The 16,687-nt window shown below is 41.3% G+C and carries 12 protein-coding genes and 4 tRNA genes; 10 read left to right on the forward strand and 6 right to left on the reverse strand.

Annotation, left to right across the window (positions count from 1 at the left end; all coding sequences use genetic code 11):
• Positions 1-620 precede the first annotated feature (620 nt).
• Positions 621-1,964, forward strand: coding sequence for an argininosuccinate synthase (gene argG / locus L6C30_RS03210; protein WP_236162347.1), 1,344 nt, complete (start codon positions 621-623; stop codon positions 1,962-1,964).
• Between the two features lie 112 nt (positions 1,965-2,076).
• Here the strand turns inward: argG and L6C30_RS03215 are convergent, their stop codons facing one another.
• Positions 2,077-3,336, reverse strand: a complete 1,260-nt coding sequence (locus L6C30_RS03215; protein ID WP_236162346.1) for a GGDEF domain-containing protein — start codon at positions 3,334-3,336, stop codon at positions 2,077-2,079.
• Between the two features lie 194 nt (positions 3,337-3,530).
• Here L6C30_RS03215 and pyrC point away from each other — a divergent pair, with 194 nt between their 5' ends.
• The 9 genes from pyrC to L6C30_RS03260 all read left to right on the forward strand — a co-directional run bounded on the left by pyrC (position 3,531) and on the right by L6C30_RS03260 (position 9,660).
• Complete coding sequence (gene pyrC, locus L6C30_RS03220; protein ID WP_236093755.1) at positions 3,531-4,565, forward strand: dihydroorotase; 1,035 nt, start codon at positions 3,531-3,533, stop codon at positions 4,563-4,565.
• The gene (gene rnt / locus L6C30_RS03225; protein ID WP_074964433.1) at positions 4,550-5,212 is read left to right on the forward strand and encodes a ribonuclease T; all 663 of its coding nucleotides are present in this window, start codon (positions 4,550-4,552) and stop codon (positions 5,210-5,212) included. Before pyrC ends, rnt begins: the two co-directional genes overlap by 16 nt.
• A 215-nt stretch (positions 5,213-5,427) precedes the next feature.
• The gene (locus tag L6C30_RS03230; protein ID WP_019836351.1) at positions 5,428-5,586 is read left to right on the forward strand and encodes a hypothetical protein; all 159 of its coding nucleotides are present in this window, start codon (positions 5,428-5,430) and stop codon (positions 5,584-5,586) included.
• Positions 5,587-5,735: 149 nt separating this feature from the next.
• Positions 5,736-5,811 (forward strand) — tRNA-Glu (locus L6C30_RS03235).
• A gap of 110 nt (positions 5,812-5,921) precedes the next feature.
• On the forward strand, positions 5,922-7,337 hold the full coding sequence (locus tag L6C30_RS03240) for an amino acid permease (protein WP_070152415.1): 1,416 nt from the start codon (positions 5,922-5,924) through the stop codon (positions 7,335-7,337).
• 291 nt (positions 7,338-7,628) lie between these two features.
• Positions 7,629-7,704 (forward strand) — tRNA-Glu (locus L6C30_RS03245).
• 24 nt (positions 7,705-7,728) lie between these two features.
• Positions 7,729-7,804: transfer RNA gene (locus L6C30_RS03250), tRNA-Glu, on the forward strand.
• 45 nt (positions 7,805-7,849) lie between these two features.
• Positions 7,850-7,925, forward strand: a tRNA-Glu gene (locus L6C30_RS03255).
• A 313-nt stretch (positions 7,926-8,238) separates the two neighbouring features.
• Entirely contained in the window at positions 8,239-9,660 is a 1,422-nt protein-coding gene (locus L6C30_RS03260) for an iron-containing redox enzyme family protein (RefSeq protein WP_236162345.1), read from the forward strand.
• A 64-nt stretch (positions 9,661-9,724) separates the two neighbouring features.
• Here the strand turns inward: L6C30_RS03260 and L6C30_RS03265 are convergent, their stop codons facing one another.
• The 5 genes from L6C30_RS03265 to L6C30_RS03285 all read right to left on the reverse strand — a co-directional run bounded on the left by L6C30_RS03265 (position 9,725) and on the right by L6C30_RS03285 (position 16,682).
• Complete coding sequence (locus L6C30_RS03265; RefSeq protein WP_236162344.1) at positions 9,725-10,969, reverse strand: NADH:flavin oxidoreductase/NADH oxidase family protein; 1,245 nt, start codon at positions 10,967-10,969, stop codon at positions 9,725-9,727.
• A 141-nt stretch (positions 10,970-11,110) separates the two neighbouring features.
• The gene (locus L6C30_RS03270) at positions 11,111-12,712 is read right to left on the reverse strand and encodes an ABC transporter ATP-binding protein (RefSeq protein WP_236162400.1); all 1,602 of its coding nucleotides are present in this window, start codon (positions 12,710-12,712) and stop codon (positions 11,111-11,113) included.
• Positions 12,690-13,700, reverse strand: coding sequence for an ABC transporter permease (locus L6C30_RS03275; RefSeq protein ID WP_019836356.1), 1,011 nt, complete (start codon positions 13,698-13,700; stop codon positions 12,690-12,692). The genes L6C30_RS03270 and L6C30_RS03275 overlap by 23 nt, the downstream gene beginning before the upstream one ends.
• Positions 13,700-14,770: a microcin C ABC transporter permease YejB gene (locus tag L6C30_RS03280; protein ID WP_019836357.1), complete on the reverse strand. Its 1,071-nt coding sequence runs from the start codon at positions 14,768-14,770 to the stop codon at positions 13,700-13,702. Before L6C30_RS03280 ends, L6C30_RS03275 begins: the two co-directional genes overlap by 1 nt.
• 64 nt (positions 14,771-14,834) lie before the next feature.
• Entirely contained in the window at positions 14,835-16,682 is a 1,848-nt protein-coding gene (locus tag L6C30_RS03285) for an extracellular solute-binding protein (protein WP_236162343.1), read from the reverse strand.
• Positions 16,683-16,687 lie beyond the last annotated feature (5 nt).

A 16,687-nucleotide genomic window follows, 5' to 3' on the forward strand; every position in this document is an offset into this window, starting at 1 on the left:
ACTTGTTGCATGAATAATACTTTAACCGATTTTTATAAACTGTTTATGACTCTAAAGTTCGACTGCGTGGCGCAAACGTCAATTTATAGGGTCTGTTGATATTTCATAAATGGTTTGCGCTGTAGGGTAAAACTGAGCAGATCAGGCATGAAACGCAGGGAATAGTGAGACTATTGCCAAGTTTCATAACGCAATCTGAGAAAATTTTAGCCACAGCCTTTCAGAACAAGCATATTTTTTGCTGCTATTGCATAATGAGTCAGTCATTTAGAGTTACTAAATTTCCTACCTCATGCCTTATATCAGCTAAAAAATATGCGTCGTCGCAAACATAGAAGAAGTGTCAACAGACCCTAACTATTCTTGATCTAAATTTGATACAAAAACGCCCAAAAAATAAAAGTGATTTTATTCTGTACCATCCAAATTGCGGTTTTTGTTTTTCAATTTCTACACCAAGTTTGCCATTTCTAAATGAAATTTTAAGCCTGAACCTGATTTTTTTATCAAATGTGCTTTTTTAACGAAAACAAGCATTTTAAAGAGTGCTATAATTTGCAGTTTAGAATTCTCCTTGGCCACCAAAATGTGGTGCATATTTTAAAAACTTAGGACTAGCAATGACTGATAATGCAACTATCTTGCAGAATGTACCAGTAGGCAAAAAAGTCGGTATCGCCTTTTCTGGTGGTCTAGATACTTCAGCTGCTTTATTGTGGATGAAGCAAAAAGGCGCTGAACCGTATGCGTATACCGCAAACTTGGGGCAGCCAGATGAAGATGACTATGATGCCATTCCAAAGAAAGCAGAAGAATATGGTGCGGTAAAAGCACGCTTGGTTGACTGCCGTTTACAGTTGGCTTTGGAAGGTATTGCTGCCATTCAATGTGGTGCATTCCATATCAGCACAGGCGGTATGCCTTACTTTAACACCACCCCGCTTGGTCGTGCAGTAACAGGTACGATGCTCGTGACTGCCATGAAAGAAGATGACGTCAACATCTGGGGTGATGGTTCAACTTATAAGGGTAATGATATTGAGCGTTTCTATCGTTATGGTTTATTGACCAATCCTGCGCTTAAAATTTATAAGCCATGGTTAGACCAAACCTTTATTGATGAGTTGGGCGGTCGTGCGGAAATGTCACAATTCCTCATCGACAATGGTTTTGACTATAAAATGTCAAAAGAAAAAGCGTATTCAACTGACTCAAACATGCTCGGTGCAACACACGAAGCGAAAGATCTTGAGTACCTAAATGCTGGCATCAAAATTGTTGACCCAATCATGGGCGTAGCATTCTGGAAAGATGACGTTGAAGTGAAAGCCGAAGAAGTGTCAGTAACCTTTGAAGAAGGTATGCCTGTTGCACTGAACGGTCAGCGTATTGAAAACCCTGTTGAGTTGATTCTTGAAGCGAACCGTATTGGTGGTCGTCATGGTTTGGGGATGTCTGACCAAATCGAAAACCGTATTATTGAAGCAAAATCTCGCGGTATTTACGAAGCACCGGGCATGGCATTATTACACATTGCTTATGAGCGTTTAGTTACAGGTATTCACAACGAAGATACGATTGAACAATACCGCATTAACGGTTTACGCTTAGGTCGTTTGCTTTACCAAGGTCGTTGGTTCGATTCTCAAGCATTAATGCTTCGTGAAACTGCACAGCGTTGGGTGGCGAAAGCGATTACGGGTACTGTGACTTTAGAGTTACGTCGTGGTAATGACTATACCATTATGAACACTGAATCTCCGAACCTCACTTATGAAGCTGAGCGTTTAACCATGGAGAAAGGTGATTCAATGTTTACGCCAATGGATCGTATTGGTCAGTTAACGATGCGTAACCTAGACATTACCGATACTCGCGCTAAATTAGGTATTTATACCAATTCTGGCTTATTATCGATTGGTTCTGGTTCTGCAGTGCCACAATTGAAAGACAAAAATAAATAATCACTTGCTGATCATTTTGTTAAATCGAAAGCCGCTCAAATTGAGCGGCTTTTTTATATACGTTTAAACATGAAGATTGAAAAATTCATACTAAAAGCTGCGATAGAAAAACTTACAGCACCTCTTCCACCTGCAAAGTGTGGTAATAAATTTGATTACGTCCCAACTGTTTTGCACGGTACAAGGCTTGGTCTGCACGTTGCAAGAAATCGCTTTTAAAAATTTCCGCCTCACCTTTATAAACAGTAAAACCTAAACTGATTGTGACATTACTGGAAACTAAAGATTGGCTATGGGGAATCGCCAAACGCTCAACCGCTTTAAAAATATTGGAAGCTACAGCATACGCACCATGTGCATCTGTTTCTGGCAATAGCACCACAAATTCTTCCCCACCATAACGGGCGACAAAATCCATGTGACGAATCGAGTCTTTAATCGATTTAGCAATCGCTGAAATGACTTCATCTCCCTTTTGATGCCCATAATGATCGTTATATTTTTTAAAAAAATCGACATCTATAAAGAGTAAGGATAATGGCACTTCATCATGCCGCGCCTGTTCAAAATAGCTGTCCAGCATTTCATCAAAGGTACGTCGGTTGGACACTTTGGTCAGCGCATCATGCTGACTTAAATGCAACAACTCTTCGGCATGAATACGGTTAATTTTTTCACTAAGTCGAGCTTGGTGCATCACCAAAAAAATCATCCGCTCTCGGGTACACAGCATTTTGCTGATTAAAAAACCCATCACGGTACTGCCAACCAACACCCGCCCCATCACCATCACATCAATTGGAATATGCAAGCTTAATAACATAATCATGGCAACCACAGCAGCCATTAACCCTGTCAGCAGCATGTGAAACGGCTTCACCCCTGTCAGTACAAAGCCCATAATATAAATCATACTAATGATCATCATGGCTTGATATCTAAACACTTCGGTAATCACTGTCATGGTCAACCAAGTCATCGACACAATGGCCCAAAAAGTCAACGCCATGGCCGCATAAGGATAATATGCGCGTAAAATTTTATAATGGGCAAAAAAGAACAGGCTCAGTAAGCAAAATGCACCATTGACTAGGCCTAGTAAGGAATGGATAAAGTCGTGCTTAAAAAAATTTCGATCAATAATCCAGTAATCCCCAGTAATAATCATCACAGTGATAATAAAGTAGATGAGTACGCCCGACCAAAAATATTGGTTAATGTTATGCCGTGCTTGTTCAAGATGCTGTTTCCAAAACTCCACTTCGAGTTGTTTCGGAAAAACCTGACCCGCACGTTTACGTTGATGTTTAATCAACTCTTCATTTTTTTCTTTGTCGTACTGTAGCTTGGCTAACTTATATTTGTATTCCATGGATGCTTTAAATTCCATTTAATCACGATTGTTGCACAGCAAACCTGTAACAGCCTGAATATAATTTTAATGTTTCTAAAATAACACAATGTCTAAACTATTCATTCAGGCATTTCTATTTTTTATGGCTTTCGGCGTTATCATTTTAACATTTATAGATTATCATCTGTTTTATTTTTCAAACTGGCAGCGCCTTGAATACAATTACTCTTATCCAGCCAGATGACTGGCATGCTCATTTACGTGATGGTTTAGCACTACAACGTACTGTTCCTGATCTTGCCAAGCAATTTTCACGCGCAATTTGTATGCCTAACCTTGTTCCGCCAGTAAAAACGGTAGGAGAAGCAGAAGCGTATCGTGAACGCATCATGGCACATGTTCCTAAAGGTGTAAATTTTGATCCGCGTATGGTGTTGTATTTTACCGATCAAACCTCTCCTGAAGAAGTCAAGAAAATTAAAGCCTCGGCGCATGTAAATGCTATTAAACTTTACCCTGCTGGTGCCACCACCAATTCAGACAATGGGGTAAGCGATATTCGTAAAGTTTATGCGGTGATAGAGCAACTTGAAGAACAACAAGTGCCATTATTATTGCATGGTGAAGTCACGCATAATCATGTCGATATTTTTGACCGTGAAAAACGCTTCTTAGATGAAGTGCTTTCACCATTATTACAACAATTTCCAAATTTGAAATTGGTGCTTGAGCACATAACCACCTCTGAAGCAGCACAATTTGTTTTAGAACAAGGCCGGAATGTCGCTGCAACCATTACCCCACAACATTTATTATTTAACCGTAATGATATGTTGGTGGGTGGTGTGAAACCACATTTCTATTGTTTGCCTATTTTAAAACGTCAAACCCATCAGCAAACCTTATTGGAAGTCGCGACTAGCGGAAATCCTAAGTTTTTCTTAGGGACAGATAGCGCACCACACTCAAAAAATGCCAAAGAAAATGCATGTGGTTGTGCAGGCTGCTATAGTGCACCTACGGCAATTGAGCTGTATGCACAAGCTTTTGATCAAGCTGGACGTATTGAGCGCTTAGAAGGCTTTGCAAGCTTGTTTGGTGCAGATTTCTATGGTTTGCCGCGTAATACCAACACCATTACCTTGGTAAAAGAAGAGCAAATCATTCCAACCAGTTTAGACTACTTGGATGGTGAACAAATTATTCCGTTATATGCGGGTAAAACCATTCAATGGAGAAAAGTGTGACAGATACAACTTTGCCCGTGATGGGGCAACGTTTTCGTGGTTTTTTGCCTGTGGTGGTCGATGTGGAAACCGCAGGCTTTAATGCCCAAACTGATGCCTTGTTAGAAATTGCAGCTATTCCAATTGTTTATGATGCGGAAGGCAAATTTGTACCAGGCGAAGCGTATCATGCGCATATCAACCCGTTTGAAGGGGCAAATTTAGACCGCCGCTCTTTGGACTTTATTGGGATTGATCCTTTCAATCCTATGCGTATGGCCATGGCTGAAGATGAAAAAACTGCATTAAAACGGATTTTCAAATCGGTCAATGAAGTGCGTCGCCAACAAAATTGCACCCATGCCATTTTGGTTGGTCACAATGCGCATTTCGATTTAGGCTTTGTGCAAGCAGCCATTGCCCGCACAGGTACGAAGAACCAAAACCCATTCCACAGTTTTTCAGTGTTTGATACAGTGACTTTAAGTGCGGTGATGTTTGGTCAAACAGTGTTGGCAAAATCATGTATTCAGGCAGGTATTGAGTTTGATGGCAAAGAAGCACATTCAGCTTTATACGATACGCAAAAAACTGCAGAGCTATTTTGTTTTATTCTGAATAAACTTGCACCGCACATGGTAGAGAACTTACTCAACCCAGATCAATAATACGCTTGGTACTCAAACATTGAGAGGTTTACAGGATGAAAAACTGCGTTTGTCATCCTGTTTTCTTTTTAATGTTGTGGTCTTAATTCATGTTTCTCAGCCTCAAGGTTGAGTATCGAAATGATTTTTACTTTGAATCAGCTTTTATGCATACAGTCTTTTAAGCTGACTTTGGTTATAATGGCAATATTCCAATTTGTGTAACTTATTCTGCTATGTTGAAAAAAATTGTATTGGTCTTGGTCATTCTCGCGCCTTCTGCGTTGTATCTTTATATTGTGAATCGTGAGCCTGCCCAACCTGAACCAAACCCTCAACCCGCAGCAACACAAACAACAACCACTGAAAAACAATATCAAACCCCTGATCATTAAAATGCTGCACAGCGTTCAAATTTGTGTTTGGTAATTTATTATTTTTAAAGATACATTTTTTTAAACAAATATCATAAAGCGCGGTATTTTTTAGGATTCAGGTTTGACACTGTCGCAAAAAATTCATAATATACGCCTCACCTCGTATCGTCCCTATCGTCTAGAGGCCTAGGACATCGCCCTTTCACGGCGGTAACCGGGGTTCGAATCCCCGTAGGGACGCCATATATCTTGCTATACGATCATTTCTAATCCAAATTTATTATTTCAAGATTGCAGATTTGTAGTTTTTCTCTACAATACTCCGCTTCATTCCATATTTTCTCCTAACACTTATGCCGTCATCGAATCATCAAAATGGTGCTGTGCATCAAGGTAATACTGAGCCTTTAAAACGTGCCATGAGCACTCGACATTTGGTCATGATTTCACTAGGCGGTGCCATTGGCACAGGTCTATTTTTAGGCTCAGGTGAAGTCATTGCACAAACAGGCCCCGTTGGCGCCATCATCGCTTATATTTTTGGTGGTTTAATTGCCTATATGGTGATGCTGTGTTTGGGTGAGCTTGCCGTACACATGCCTGTTTCAGGTTCGTTTGGCGCATACGCTAAACAATATATTGGGCCTGGCACGGGCTATACCATCACTTGGTTGTATTGGCTCACGTGGTCGGTTACTTTAGGCACAGAGTTTACCGCCGCCGCGTTGTTAATGCAGGAATGGTTCCCGCATATTTCCATGTGGATTTGGACACTGATTTTTGGTGGTGTCGTATTTAGTTTAAATATGATTTCCACACGGCTGTTTGCAGAATCTGAGTTTTGGCTGTCTTTGGTCAAGGTCGTGACTGTTATTGCCTTTATTGTTTTGGGTTTAATGGCAATTTTTGGGGTTGTATCCTATCAAGGTTATAGCTCGGCACCTTTATTTAGCAATTTAACTGCACAAGGCTGGTTTCCTGAAGGGCTATTCCCTATTTTTGCCACCATGTTGATTGTTAATTTCGCTTTTTCGGGTACGGAGTTAATTGGTGTTGCTGCAGGTGAAACCAAAAACCCTGCCAAAAACGTGCCTAAAGCAATCAATACTGCAATTTTCCGCCTGTTGATTTTCTTTGTAGGTACTATTGTGGTAATTAGTGCCTTATTACCACATCAGGCTGCAGGTTTGGCTGCAGAAGGGGTAAGCAGTAGCCCTTTTGTGACGGTATTTAATCAGATTGGCATTCCTTATGCTGAAGATATTATCCGTTTTGTGATTATCACAGCCTTGCTCTCTGCAGCGAACTCAGGCTTATTTGCAGCTTCACGAATGATGTGGTCGCTCTCACACCAAAAGCAATTGCCACAGATTTTTTCTAAGGTGAATGCGCGTGGTATTCCTTATATAGCAGTCATAGTCACCATGCTCGGAGCAATGCCAGGGTTATTGTCTGAGCAATTTGCGCCAGAAACCATCTTTAAAAACCTCTTAGGTGTGGCTGCATTTACAATGGTTGTGGTCTGGATGAGTATTTGTTTAAGCCAGTTTAACTTCCGTCGCCAATGGTATAAACAAGGCAAAACCGTACAGGATTTAGGTTTTGCTGCACCGCTATTTCCAATAGTGCCTATTTTAGGTTTTGTATTCTGTTTTATAACTTGCCTGAGTATGTTATTTGACCCTGAAATGCTGGCAGGTTTTATCGGCTGTATGATTTTTATTGTATTGTGCTATGCCAGTTATTACATGATTTATCACAAAAAATGATAATGCTTTTTTAGCGAGAATGTAAAAACAATAGCGGGCAATCTTAGGATTGCCCTTTTTTCTGAGTTTTGTTAAGTAACAACAAATAGCGAAATACAAAGAGAATCACCCTGCTCCAATATAGGCATCTATTTAAACTATAGCTTAAAAACATCATTTTTAGCACTTCAAACATATTACGACAGCAGAATAGTTTTAATTTTATTCAGTTGATCATTTTTTTCAGAATTATTGCCGAAAAGCGTTTGACACCCCCCTTTATACGCCCTATTATACGCCCACCTCTGAAACGTCCCTATCGTCTAGAGGCCTAGGACATCGCCCTTTCACGGCGGTAACCGGGGTTCGAATCCCCGTAGGGACGCCAATTTCAGAAGTAATATTTTATTAAGTCCCTATCGTCTAGAGGCCTAGGACATCGCCCTTTCACGGCGGTAACCGGGGTTCGAATCCCCGTAGGGACGCCATTACTTTAGATCAAAAGTTCTGGTTTAAAATATCACTTCTACATTGTCCCTATCGTCTAGAGGCCTAGGACATCGCCCTTTCACGGCGGTAACCGGGGTTCGAATCCCCGTAGGGACGCCATATTCGAGATAGTTAATTAATAAACTTCTCATGAAAAAGCCCAAGCATGATGACTTGGGCTTTTTTATTGCTTGTTTTGTTGCTTGTTCCCTCATTCCTGTTTTTAACGTTTGATCAAATTTCGTTGATTGCAATTTTATTTGTTTATAAATGGTTCATTCAAATATCTTACTCTTTAACATTTCTCTTCAACTCGTTATCCATTCATATTCATTTACAGCAATCGCACTATAAATCCGAACAAAAAATCAACACCCGTGGTATGAGCATGCCGTTAAGGTAGAATGCATAATATATCTGCAGGGATCAGATTATGTTCGTCATTACAAAGTTAAGTTCGCCTGAATCATCTATTAAAAACCATAATCATCAATTTAATAACTTTAAAGATTGGATCAACTTCTTTCAAGATCAACAGATTTCGACGGCAGTAAAGACCGAACAGGCTGAGAACTATTTAAGAGATTTAATCCAGCAGGTTGATGTGGCTGGGTTGGAATGGCTGGATCAACCCAGACATGTAGAGCAACATTTTCTGGAACAGCACCACCAAACCTGCGCAATTTTCCAGTCTTATGTAGAGCGGCGTAAAAAGCAGCAAGGACGTGAGTATTTCCCGACTGTGTCACATGCATTTGAGTTTATTGCCAAAGTTTCACCTGTAAAACTGGTAGACGGCTCATGGCTTTATTCAACTGTGCAAAACTGGAATCGGCCGGAAACCAAAGATCTGATTTATATCTATCTGGAAGAACTGGGCATGGGTCATACTCGTGCCAATCATGTCACCATGTATCGGGACTTGCTGAATCATTATGAGCTGAATAGCTATGCCGAGCAGCTGGATGCCAGTTATTATGAACAAGCAGCCGTTCAACTGGCATTGGCCTATGCACCACCTGAATATTTGCCGTTAGTCATTGGTTTTAATCTGGGTTATGAACAGCTGCCCTTACATCTGTTAATTACCAATTATGAGTTATCTGAACTCGGTATTGATCCACATTATTTCAATGTGCACATTACCATTGATAATGCTCACAACGGTCATGCACAAAAATCGCTGCAAGCATATTTTGATCATTATGCACTCGCTGAAGATCCTGCCCAGTATCTAGACCTGATTAAAAAAGGTTATGTGCTGAATGACATTGGTAAAAGTTCTACCCAGATCATCAAGCAGCTGGATACTGAAAAACTGGCTTTGAAAGTGTTCCAGAACAAAGCGCTGATTGGACAATATATCCATAACCAGAAATGCCAGTTTAATGGCAAGACCATTAATGAATGGTTATCCGATCCGGCACAGATTGCGGACTTCCTGAAAGTCATGATTGAAAAAGGCTGGATTGTAAGAGATGCACCTATTGAACAAAGCCGTTTCTGGAAAATGATTGATGATCCAGATGGCAAAATGTTTGGTGTATTTAATGCGACTGAAAAACAAATTATTAAAGACTGGATTCAAGGTGAGACTTTTGCTGCTCGTCTTTCATCACGTAGCAGATCTCAAGTACATAACCAGATGGAACCGGTATTGAACCGTATTGACCAGCAACAGATCCATCAGCTGAAAAACCGTCTGAATCGCTGTGCCGCTGCCGAACAAAAGATTGATTTATTGATTCCTTATGTAGCACCGCATATGCATCATCAGGAAGTAGGCTTGTGGGCAACACGTCAGCTTTCTGAGTTACTCTTCCCTTTTCAGATTCAAGCCATGACTTATTCTTAAAAAGATCATTCATAAAAAACAGGGCATTTAATATGCCCTGTTTTTGTTCAATGTATTATAGATATTAAGCCGATTTACGGGAATTGATCTGACCTTTAATTACAGCTTTCACATTGCCTTTTACATAATTTAAAAATACCTTTAAAGGTGACAGTTTTGGATTTGGTCGATTACCTTTAGCAATTTCTTTAAATTGCGCGGCATACCAGATGATTTCCATAATCGCCATTTTATCGATCATTGGAATACCAGTTTTAATTTTCTCAACTGCATAACGTACATCCTGCCCAGCCACCAGACGGTTACCCAGATCAGGCTCGACTGCAAATGGGCGTGCAATACCGACAAAATCACATGCGCCGCTATCTAGGGCTGCATTCATACCTGCTGCGGTACGAAAGCCCCCCGTCACCATTAAATGACAATTAACTTCCTGACGGATCTTTTCAGCAAAATCGAGGAAATAGGCTTCGCGGGCAACTGTTGATGCTTTACGTTTCTCTGCTTTTACCCCAGCCATTGCGGGTGCTTCATAGGTTCCACCTGAAATTTCAATCATATCAATACCCACTTCATCCATGGCTTTAAACACGGTAATCACTTCTTCTTCAGTAATGCCGCCACGTTGAAAATCTGCCGAATTTAGTTTGACCGATACAATAAAATTATCTGAGGTGGCTGCACGTACCGCTTGATAAGTTTGCATCAAAAAACGCATACGGTTTTCAATATTGCCACCCCACTGGTCTTGACGTTTATTGGTCAGTGGAGATAAAAACTGGCTAATCAGATAGCCATGTGCACCATGTAGCTGTACGCCTTCAAATCCCGCCTTTTCACAAATGGCAGCTGAAGTCGCAAAGCGCTGGATAATATCTAAAATTTCATCTTCACGCAGTTCACGTGGCGTACCGAAACTCATCGCCAATGCTGGACTAAAAGGTACAGCTGAAGGTGCTACTGTTTCTTTATTCAAGCCTTTAGGGCACTGACGCCCCGGATGAGATAACTGTACCAGTTGTATCATGCCATGACGTTTTCCGACATTCGCCCACGCCTTTAACTTTTCCAAATCACGTTCAGTTTCTACCACAACTACACCGGGTTCATTCTTGGCACGAAAGTCCACCATAACATTACCCGTTATCGCACAGCCTAAACCGCCTTTGGCCCAAGCCTCATACAACTTTAAATGGGCTTGATTAGGTTGGCCTGCATCATTCGCCAACGCCTCACTCATGGCACCTTTAATAATGCGATTTTTAAACATGCTATTACGAATCTGAATTGTTTTGGCAAGATGGCTCATACACTGTTCCGTATTGTATTTTATTGATCTTTTTACTCTAAAGATTTTTCAGAACAGGTCAATGCCATTTTGACAAATCTTATTGTCAATAATGGTAACCCATACCTATAAGCCCCAATAGTTGTTCTAAATATTGAAGAGTTAATATTCACTAGCTGCTATCAGTTGACGGGTGTATTCCGTTTGAGGATCTCTAAATAGCTGTGCAGTCTCCTGAAATTCCATAACTTTAGCTTGATGTAGCACCAACACTTTTTGACAAAGCGCTTTCACCACTTGCAAATCGTGGCTAATAAACAAATAACTCATCTGTTCTTGCCGCTGTAAGCGGCGCAACAACTGCACTACAGCGCGTTGGGTGCTACGATCTAAGGCAGAGGTCGGCTCATCCATAATTAACAGTTTAGGGCGTAATACCAACGCACGTGCTAATGCAATCCGTTGACGTTGCCCACCCGACAATTCATGCGGATAGCGCTGTTTAAAACTCACAGGCAATTCTACTTTGCTTAAAGCTTCATCTATGCGCTGAATGATTTCAGGTTTGGATAAATGTTGCAATGTCAAACCTTCACCAATGGTTTGTTCCACATTTAAACGTGGATTTAAGCTGCTAAAGGGATCTTGAAATACAATTTGAAACTGCTGTCGTAAGGGACGCAATTGACGTTCATTCAGTTGATTCAGGTCTCGCCCATGTAGTTCAATTTTTCCCTCACTTTCAATTAGTCTTGCAATAGCAAGTGCCAATGAACTTTTACCCGAACCGCTTTCACCAACAATACCAATCGATTGACCATGCGGAAGTTCCAAGCTTAACGGTTCAACCGCAACCACATAATCTTTAACCCGATTCAGTAAACCTTGTTTAATCGGGAATTTCACAGCCACCTGTTCTAACGCCAAAATAGTCGGCAACTCATCAATTTGCAAAGCTTCGCCAAAATCATGGTTTAACAAATTTTGAGTATAGGCTTGCTGCGGTCTATTAAAAATATCTGCCACACTGCCCTGTTCTTCGACCCGTCCCTGATTCATGACAATGACCTGATCTGCATAGTGTTTGACCAAGTTCAAATCGTGGCTGATCAAAACCATGGCCATATTATGACGCACTTGCAGGCTTTTTAATAAATCCAAAATCTGCGCCTGCAAAGTGACATCTAAAGCAGTGGTTGGTTCATCGGCAATTAAAATATCGGGATCAAGTGCCAATGCCATTGCGATCATCACTCGCTGACGTTGCCCCCCAGATAATTCATGTGGGTAACGCTTTAGTTTTTCTTCAGGCTGAGGAATGCCAACATCTTCAAGTAATTGCAACACACGGGCACGCGTTTTTTCCTTGCTCCAACCTTGGAGCAACAAACTTTCACCAATAATTTTTTCCACGCGATGCAACGGATTTAAAGCCGTCATCGGTTCCTGAAAAATCATCGCAATTTTTTGACCACGAACTTGCCGCAATTGTTGCGGTTTAAGGCGAAGTAAATCCTGTTCTGCAAAGATTGCCTGACCTTGTACCTGTAAATGTTCGGGCAATAAACCTAGCAACGCCAAACTGCTAATAGATTTTCCAGAACCACTTTCACCGACTAACCCAATAGTTTCGCCTGCATGCAGCTCAAAGTTTAAATCGTGCAGCAAAACCTGTTCCTGCTGCCGAATATGCAGATGACTGACTCTTAGCAATACTGCAGGCTGTGACGCAGTTGAAGGATTAACGTCTTGGATCGAATGCATCACGGGTCGCTTCTCCAATATAAATCAACAAGGACAGCACAATCGCTAAGGTAAAAAAGCCTGACAACGCTAACCACGGTGCATTTAAATTATTTTTGCCTTGTAACAGCAATTCCCCTAAAGATGCTGCATCGGGCGGTAAGCCATAACCCAAAAAATCCAGTGCAGTTAAAGCTGTAATATTGGCGGTCAGCATAAAAGGCAACTGCGACAAACTCGAACTCATGGCATTGGGTAAAATATGCCGAAACATAATGGTACGATCGGTTACGCCTAAACTTCGCGCTGCACGGACATAATCAAAATTTCGGGCGCGTAAAAACTCTGCCCGAACTAAGCCGACTAGTGTCGTCCAGCCAAATAGCAGCATAATTACAAATAGCCAATACACACTTGGGGTAAACATGCTGACCAAAATCATCACCATGAACAGCATCGGTAAACCACCCCACACTTCTAAAACACGCTGACCAATTAAATCAACCCAACCACCGTAGTAGCCCTGTATTGCCCCGACCAAAATACCTAGAGCTGCCGATGCGAAAGTCAGTGCAAAACCAAATAACAGAGATACACGCAAGCCATATAAAATTCGCGCCAACACATCACGTCCTTGGTCATCTGTACCTAGCCAGTTTTGTGCAGTTGGTGCTGAAGGTACAGGCACGGTCAAATCTAAATTCGGAGTCTGGTAAGAAAACTCAATGAGCGGCCAAACTGCCCATCCTCGGTCTGCAATCAGTTGTTGCACCACCGGGTCTTTATAATCGGCTTCAGTTTCAAATACACCGCCAAAGGTCGTTTCAGGATAAGCCTTGAACACTGGCAGATATAAAGATTGCTCATATTTGACTAATAACGGTTTGTCATTGGCAATCAATTCTGCCGCTAAAGACAATACAAAAATAATGATAAAGACAATCAAACAACCAAAACTCAATTTGTTCTGTTTAAAACGCTGCACGCGCGCCTGCATGATCGGTGTCATCATTTGGCCCCTCGCGACTCAAAACTAATACGTGGGTCAATCACCTGATATAACACATCACTGATTAAGCGCAGAATTAAGCCCAATAAGGTAAAAATAAACAAAGTACCAAAAATTACAGGATAATCACGCTGCACAATCGCTTCAAAACCAAGCAGGCCTAATCCATCTAAATTAAAAATAATTTCGATGAACAAGTTCCCGACAAAGAAAATACCCACCAACGCTTCGGGCAAACCTGCAATCACAATTAGCATGGCATTACGAAACACATGCCCATATAACACACGCGATTCAGTAAGACCTTTAGAACGTGCCGCCAACACATATTGTTTGTTTAATTCTTCCATAAATGAATATTTAGTGAGATAAGTCAGCCCTGCAAAACCACCAATCACCATCGCCAATAAAGGCAAAGTCATGTGCCAAAAATAGTCGGTGATTTTGCCCCACAGACTCAATTGCGCAAAGTTTTCAGACACCAAACCCTGTAAGGGAAACCACTGAAAATATGAACCGCCTGCAAAAAATACAATCAGCAAAATAGCAAAGGCAAACGCAGGAATGGCATAACCAATCGCCAACAAAATAGAAGTGGCTTTATCGAACAACAAACCATGCTGACGGGCTTTTTTAATGCCTAAAGGTATAGAAATTAAATAAATCAGCAAGGTACTCCATAGACCTAAAGATAGCGATACGGGCAACTTTTCCCATAACAATTGGGTCACAGGTTTGTCTTTAAAAAAACTGGTGCCAAAATCAAGCTGCACATAGCTGGTGAGCATTTTCCAAAAACGTTCATGTGCGGGTTTATCGAATCCATATTGTGCTTCAATTTTTGCGACCATTTCATCACTTAAACCTTTAGCACCTTGATAATTGCTGCTATTGGATGTTGCAGCAGTTTCACCGCCTGTCGTCCCCATGCCCTGAAAAGCTTCGGCTTGCTGAATTGCTTGTTCGACTGGTCCGCCTGGTGCAATTTGAATCACCACAAAGTTAATCAATAAAATGAAAAACAAGGTTGGAATAATCAGGAGCAATCTTTTGAGTATGTATGTGCCCATGTGCTTACCTTTTGGCAATGTTCTGGTTTATCGCAAACACTGTCATGCTTGAGTTTTAAAATCGTTATTTTTGACGTAAATAATGCGCAACTTTCTTGGCTTGTGCGGCATCGCTCCACCAATAATCAATTCCTGCCGATAATTTAGGTTTGGTAGCGGGCTGACGATACATATTCCAATAGGCATACCAGTTTTCACCTTTGCCATAGGTTGGAATTTGATAATACCCTGCGCGCAATAAACGATCCAAAACTTTGGTACGCACAATCAATTGTTCACGATTAGGTGCACGAATCAACTGTTGTACCACTTCATCAATCACTGGGTTTTTAATGCCTGCATAATTGTAGTTTCCTGGTTGATCTGCGGCAGCACTACTCCAAAGCTGTGCCTGTTCATTGCCCGGACTTAAAGATTGCGGCATGACACTGGTGGTCATATCAAAATCGGCACGACGCATGCGTTCAATATATTGCGGTACATCGACATGCCGAATATTTACCGTAATGCCCAGACGTTTCATATTGCGCACAAAAGGCATGAGTGTGCGTTGCAAACCATCCTGATGGATTAAAAATTCAATTTGAATGGCTTTGCCTTTGGTATCTATCAATTTACCTTGCTGAAAACGATAACCCGCTTTCAAAAGCAGTTCACGGGCTTTCAGCAAACCACTTCGGTTAAAGCCACTAGCATCGGTCACAGGATACTGCCAATTTTGCAATACGCCTTGACGTTGAATAGGATGCAGCTTGGCCAAAAAGGGTTTTAAAACAGCCAATTCAGCGGCTGAAGGAGTGCTTTTTGCTTCTAACTCGCTATTAGAAAAATAACTTTGCAAACGGCGATATTGCCCATAAAACAAGGCTTTGTTTTGCCATTCAAAATCATAAGCGTAGGTTATAGCCTGCCTAAAGCGAATATCCTGAAACGCATGTCTGCGGGTATTAAAAACAAAACTTTGGGTCGGAATGGGATTTTGGTGCTGAAATTTATGCTTGACCACCATACCCGCATTCACAGCAGGAAAACGATATTCCGTAACCCATTTTCGTGCCGTATATTCTTCATGCAGCGTGTATTGCCCCGACTTAAACCCTTCGAAGGCAATATCTAGATTACGATAATAAACATACTTCAGGCGATCAAAATTATAGCGCCCCTTATTTACAGGTAAATCTTTGCCCCAATAATTTGGATTACGCTTATAAGTAATGCTGCGGCCTGCATCAATCCGCTCAATAAGATACGGCCCTGAACCTAAAATCGGTTCTAGGGTAATGCGGGTAAAATCACGCTTTTGCCAGTCTTTCTTAGAATAGATTGGCATTTGCGACAAAATCAGTGGCATTTCGGCATTGTTATTGGATTTAAAACTCACTTTGACCTGATGCTTAGACAAGACCGTGGTTTTATCTAAATCGGATAAATACATTTGTAAACCCGGATTGGACTTGGTCTGAAAAGCATCAAAACTGAATTTGACATCATCTGCTGTGAGCGGGCTGCCATCACTAAATTTGGCTTTAGGATTTAAATGAAAAATGACGAATGCAGTTTGCTTCGGATCATAGCTGACTTTTTCTGCCAATAAGGGATACATCACCCCGGGCTCATCTAAAGAACTGCTCATGAGTGAATCAAATAATAAATCCACTCCATCGGTGGAGCTGCCCTTGCCATTCATACCATTTAAATTATCAAAAGTGCCATTACTGGCACGAATTAAATTGCCACCTTTAGGTGCTTGCGGGTTGGCATAAGGCATAGCCGAGCGCCCCACATACTGAGGCTGGCTATGTACAGCAATATAGGGCGTGGTTTGTAACGCAGCCCATCCACACTGTGGCAAGACCACACAGCCTAAAATGTAGCCAAGATATTGATGTGTCTTTTTTATGGCAAATGACATGCACA

The sequence above is a fragment of the Acinetobacter sp. KAM396 genome, from assembly GCF_021602765.1.
Taxonomy (GTDB): Bacteria; Pseudomonadota; Gammaproteobacteria; order Pseudomonadales; family Moraxellaceae; genus Acinetobacter; species Acinetobacter towneri_A.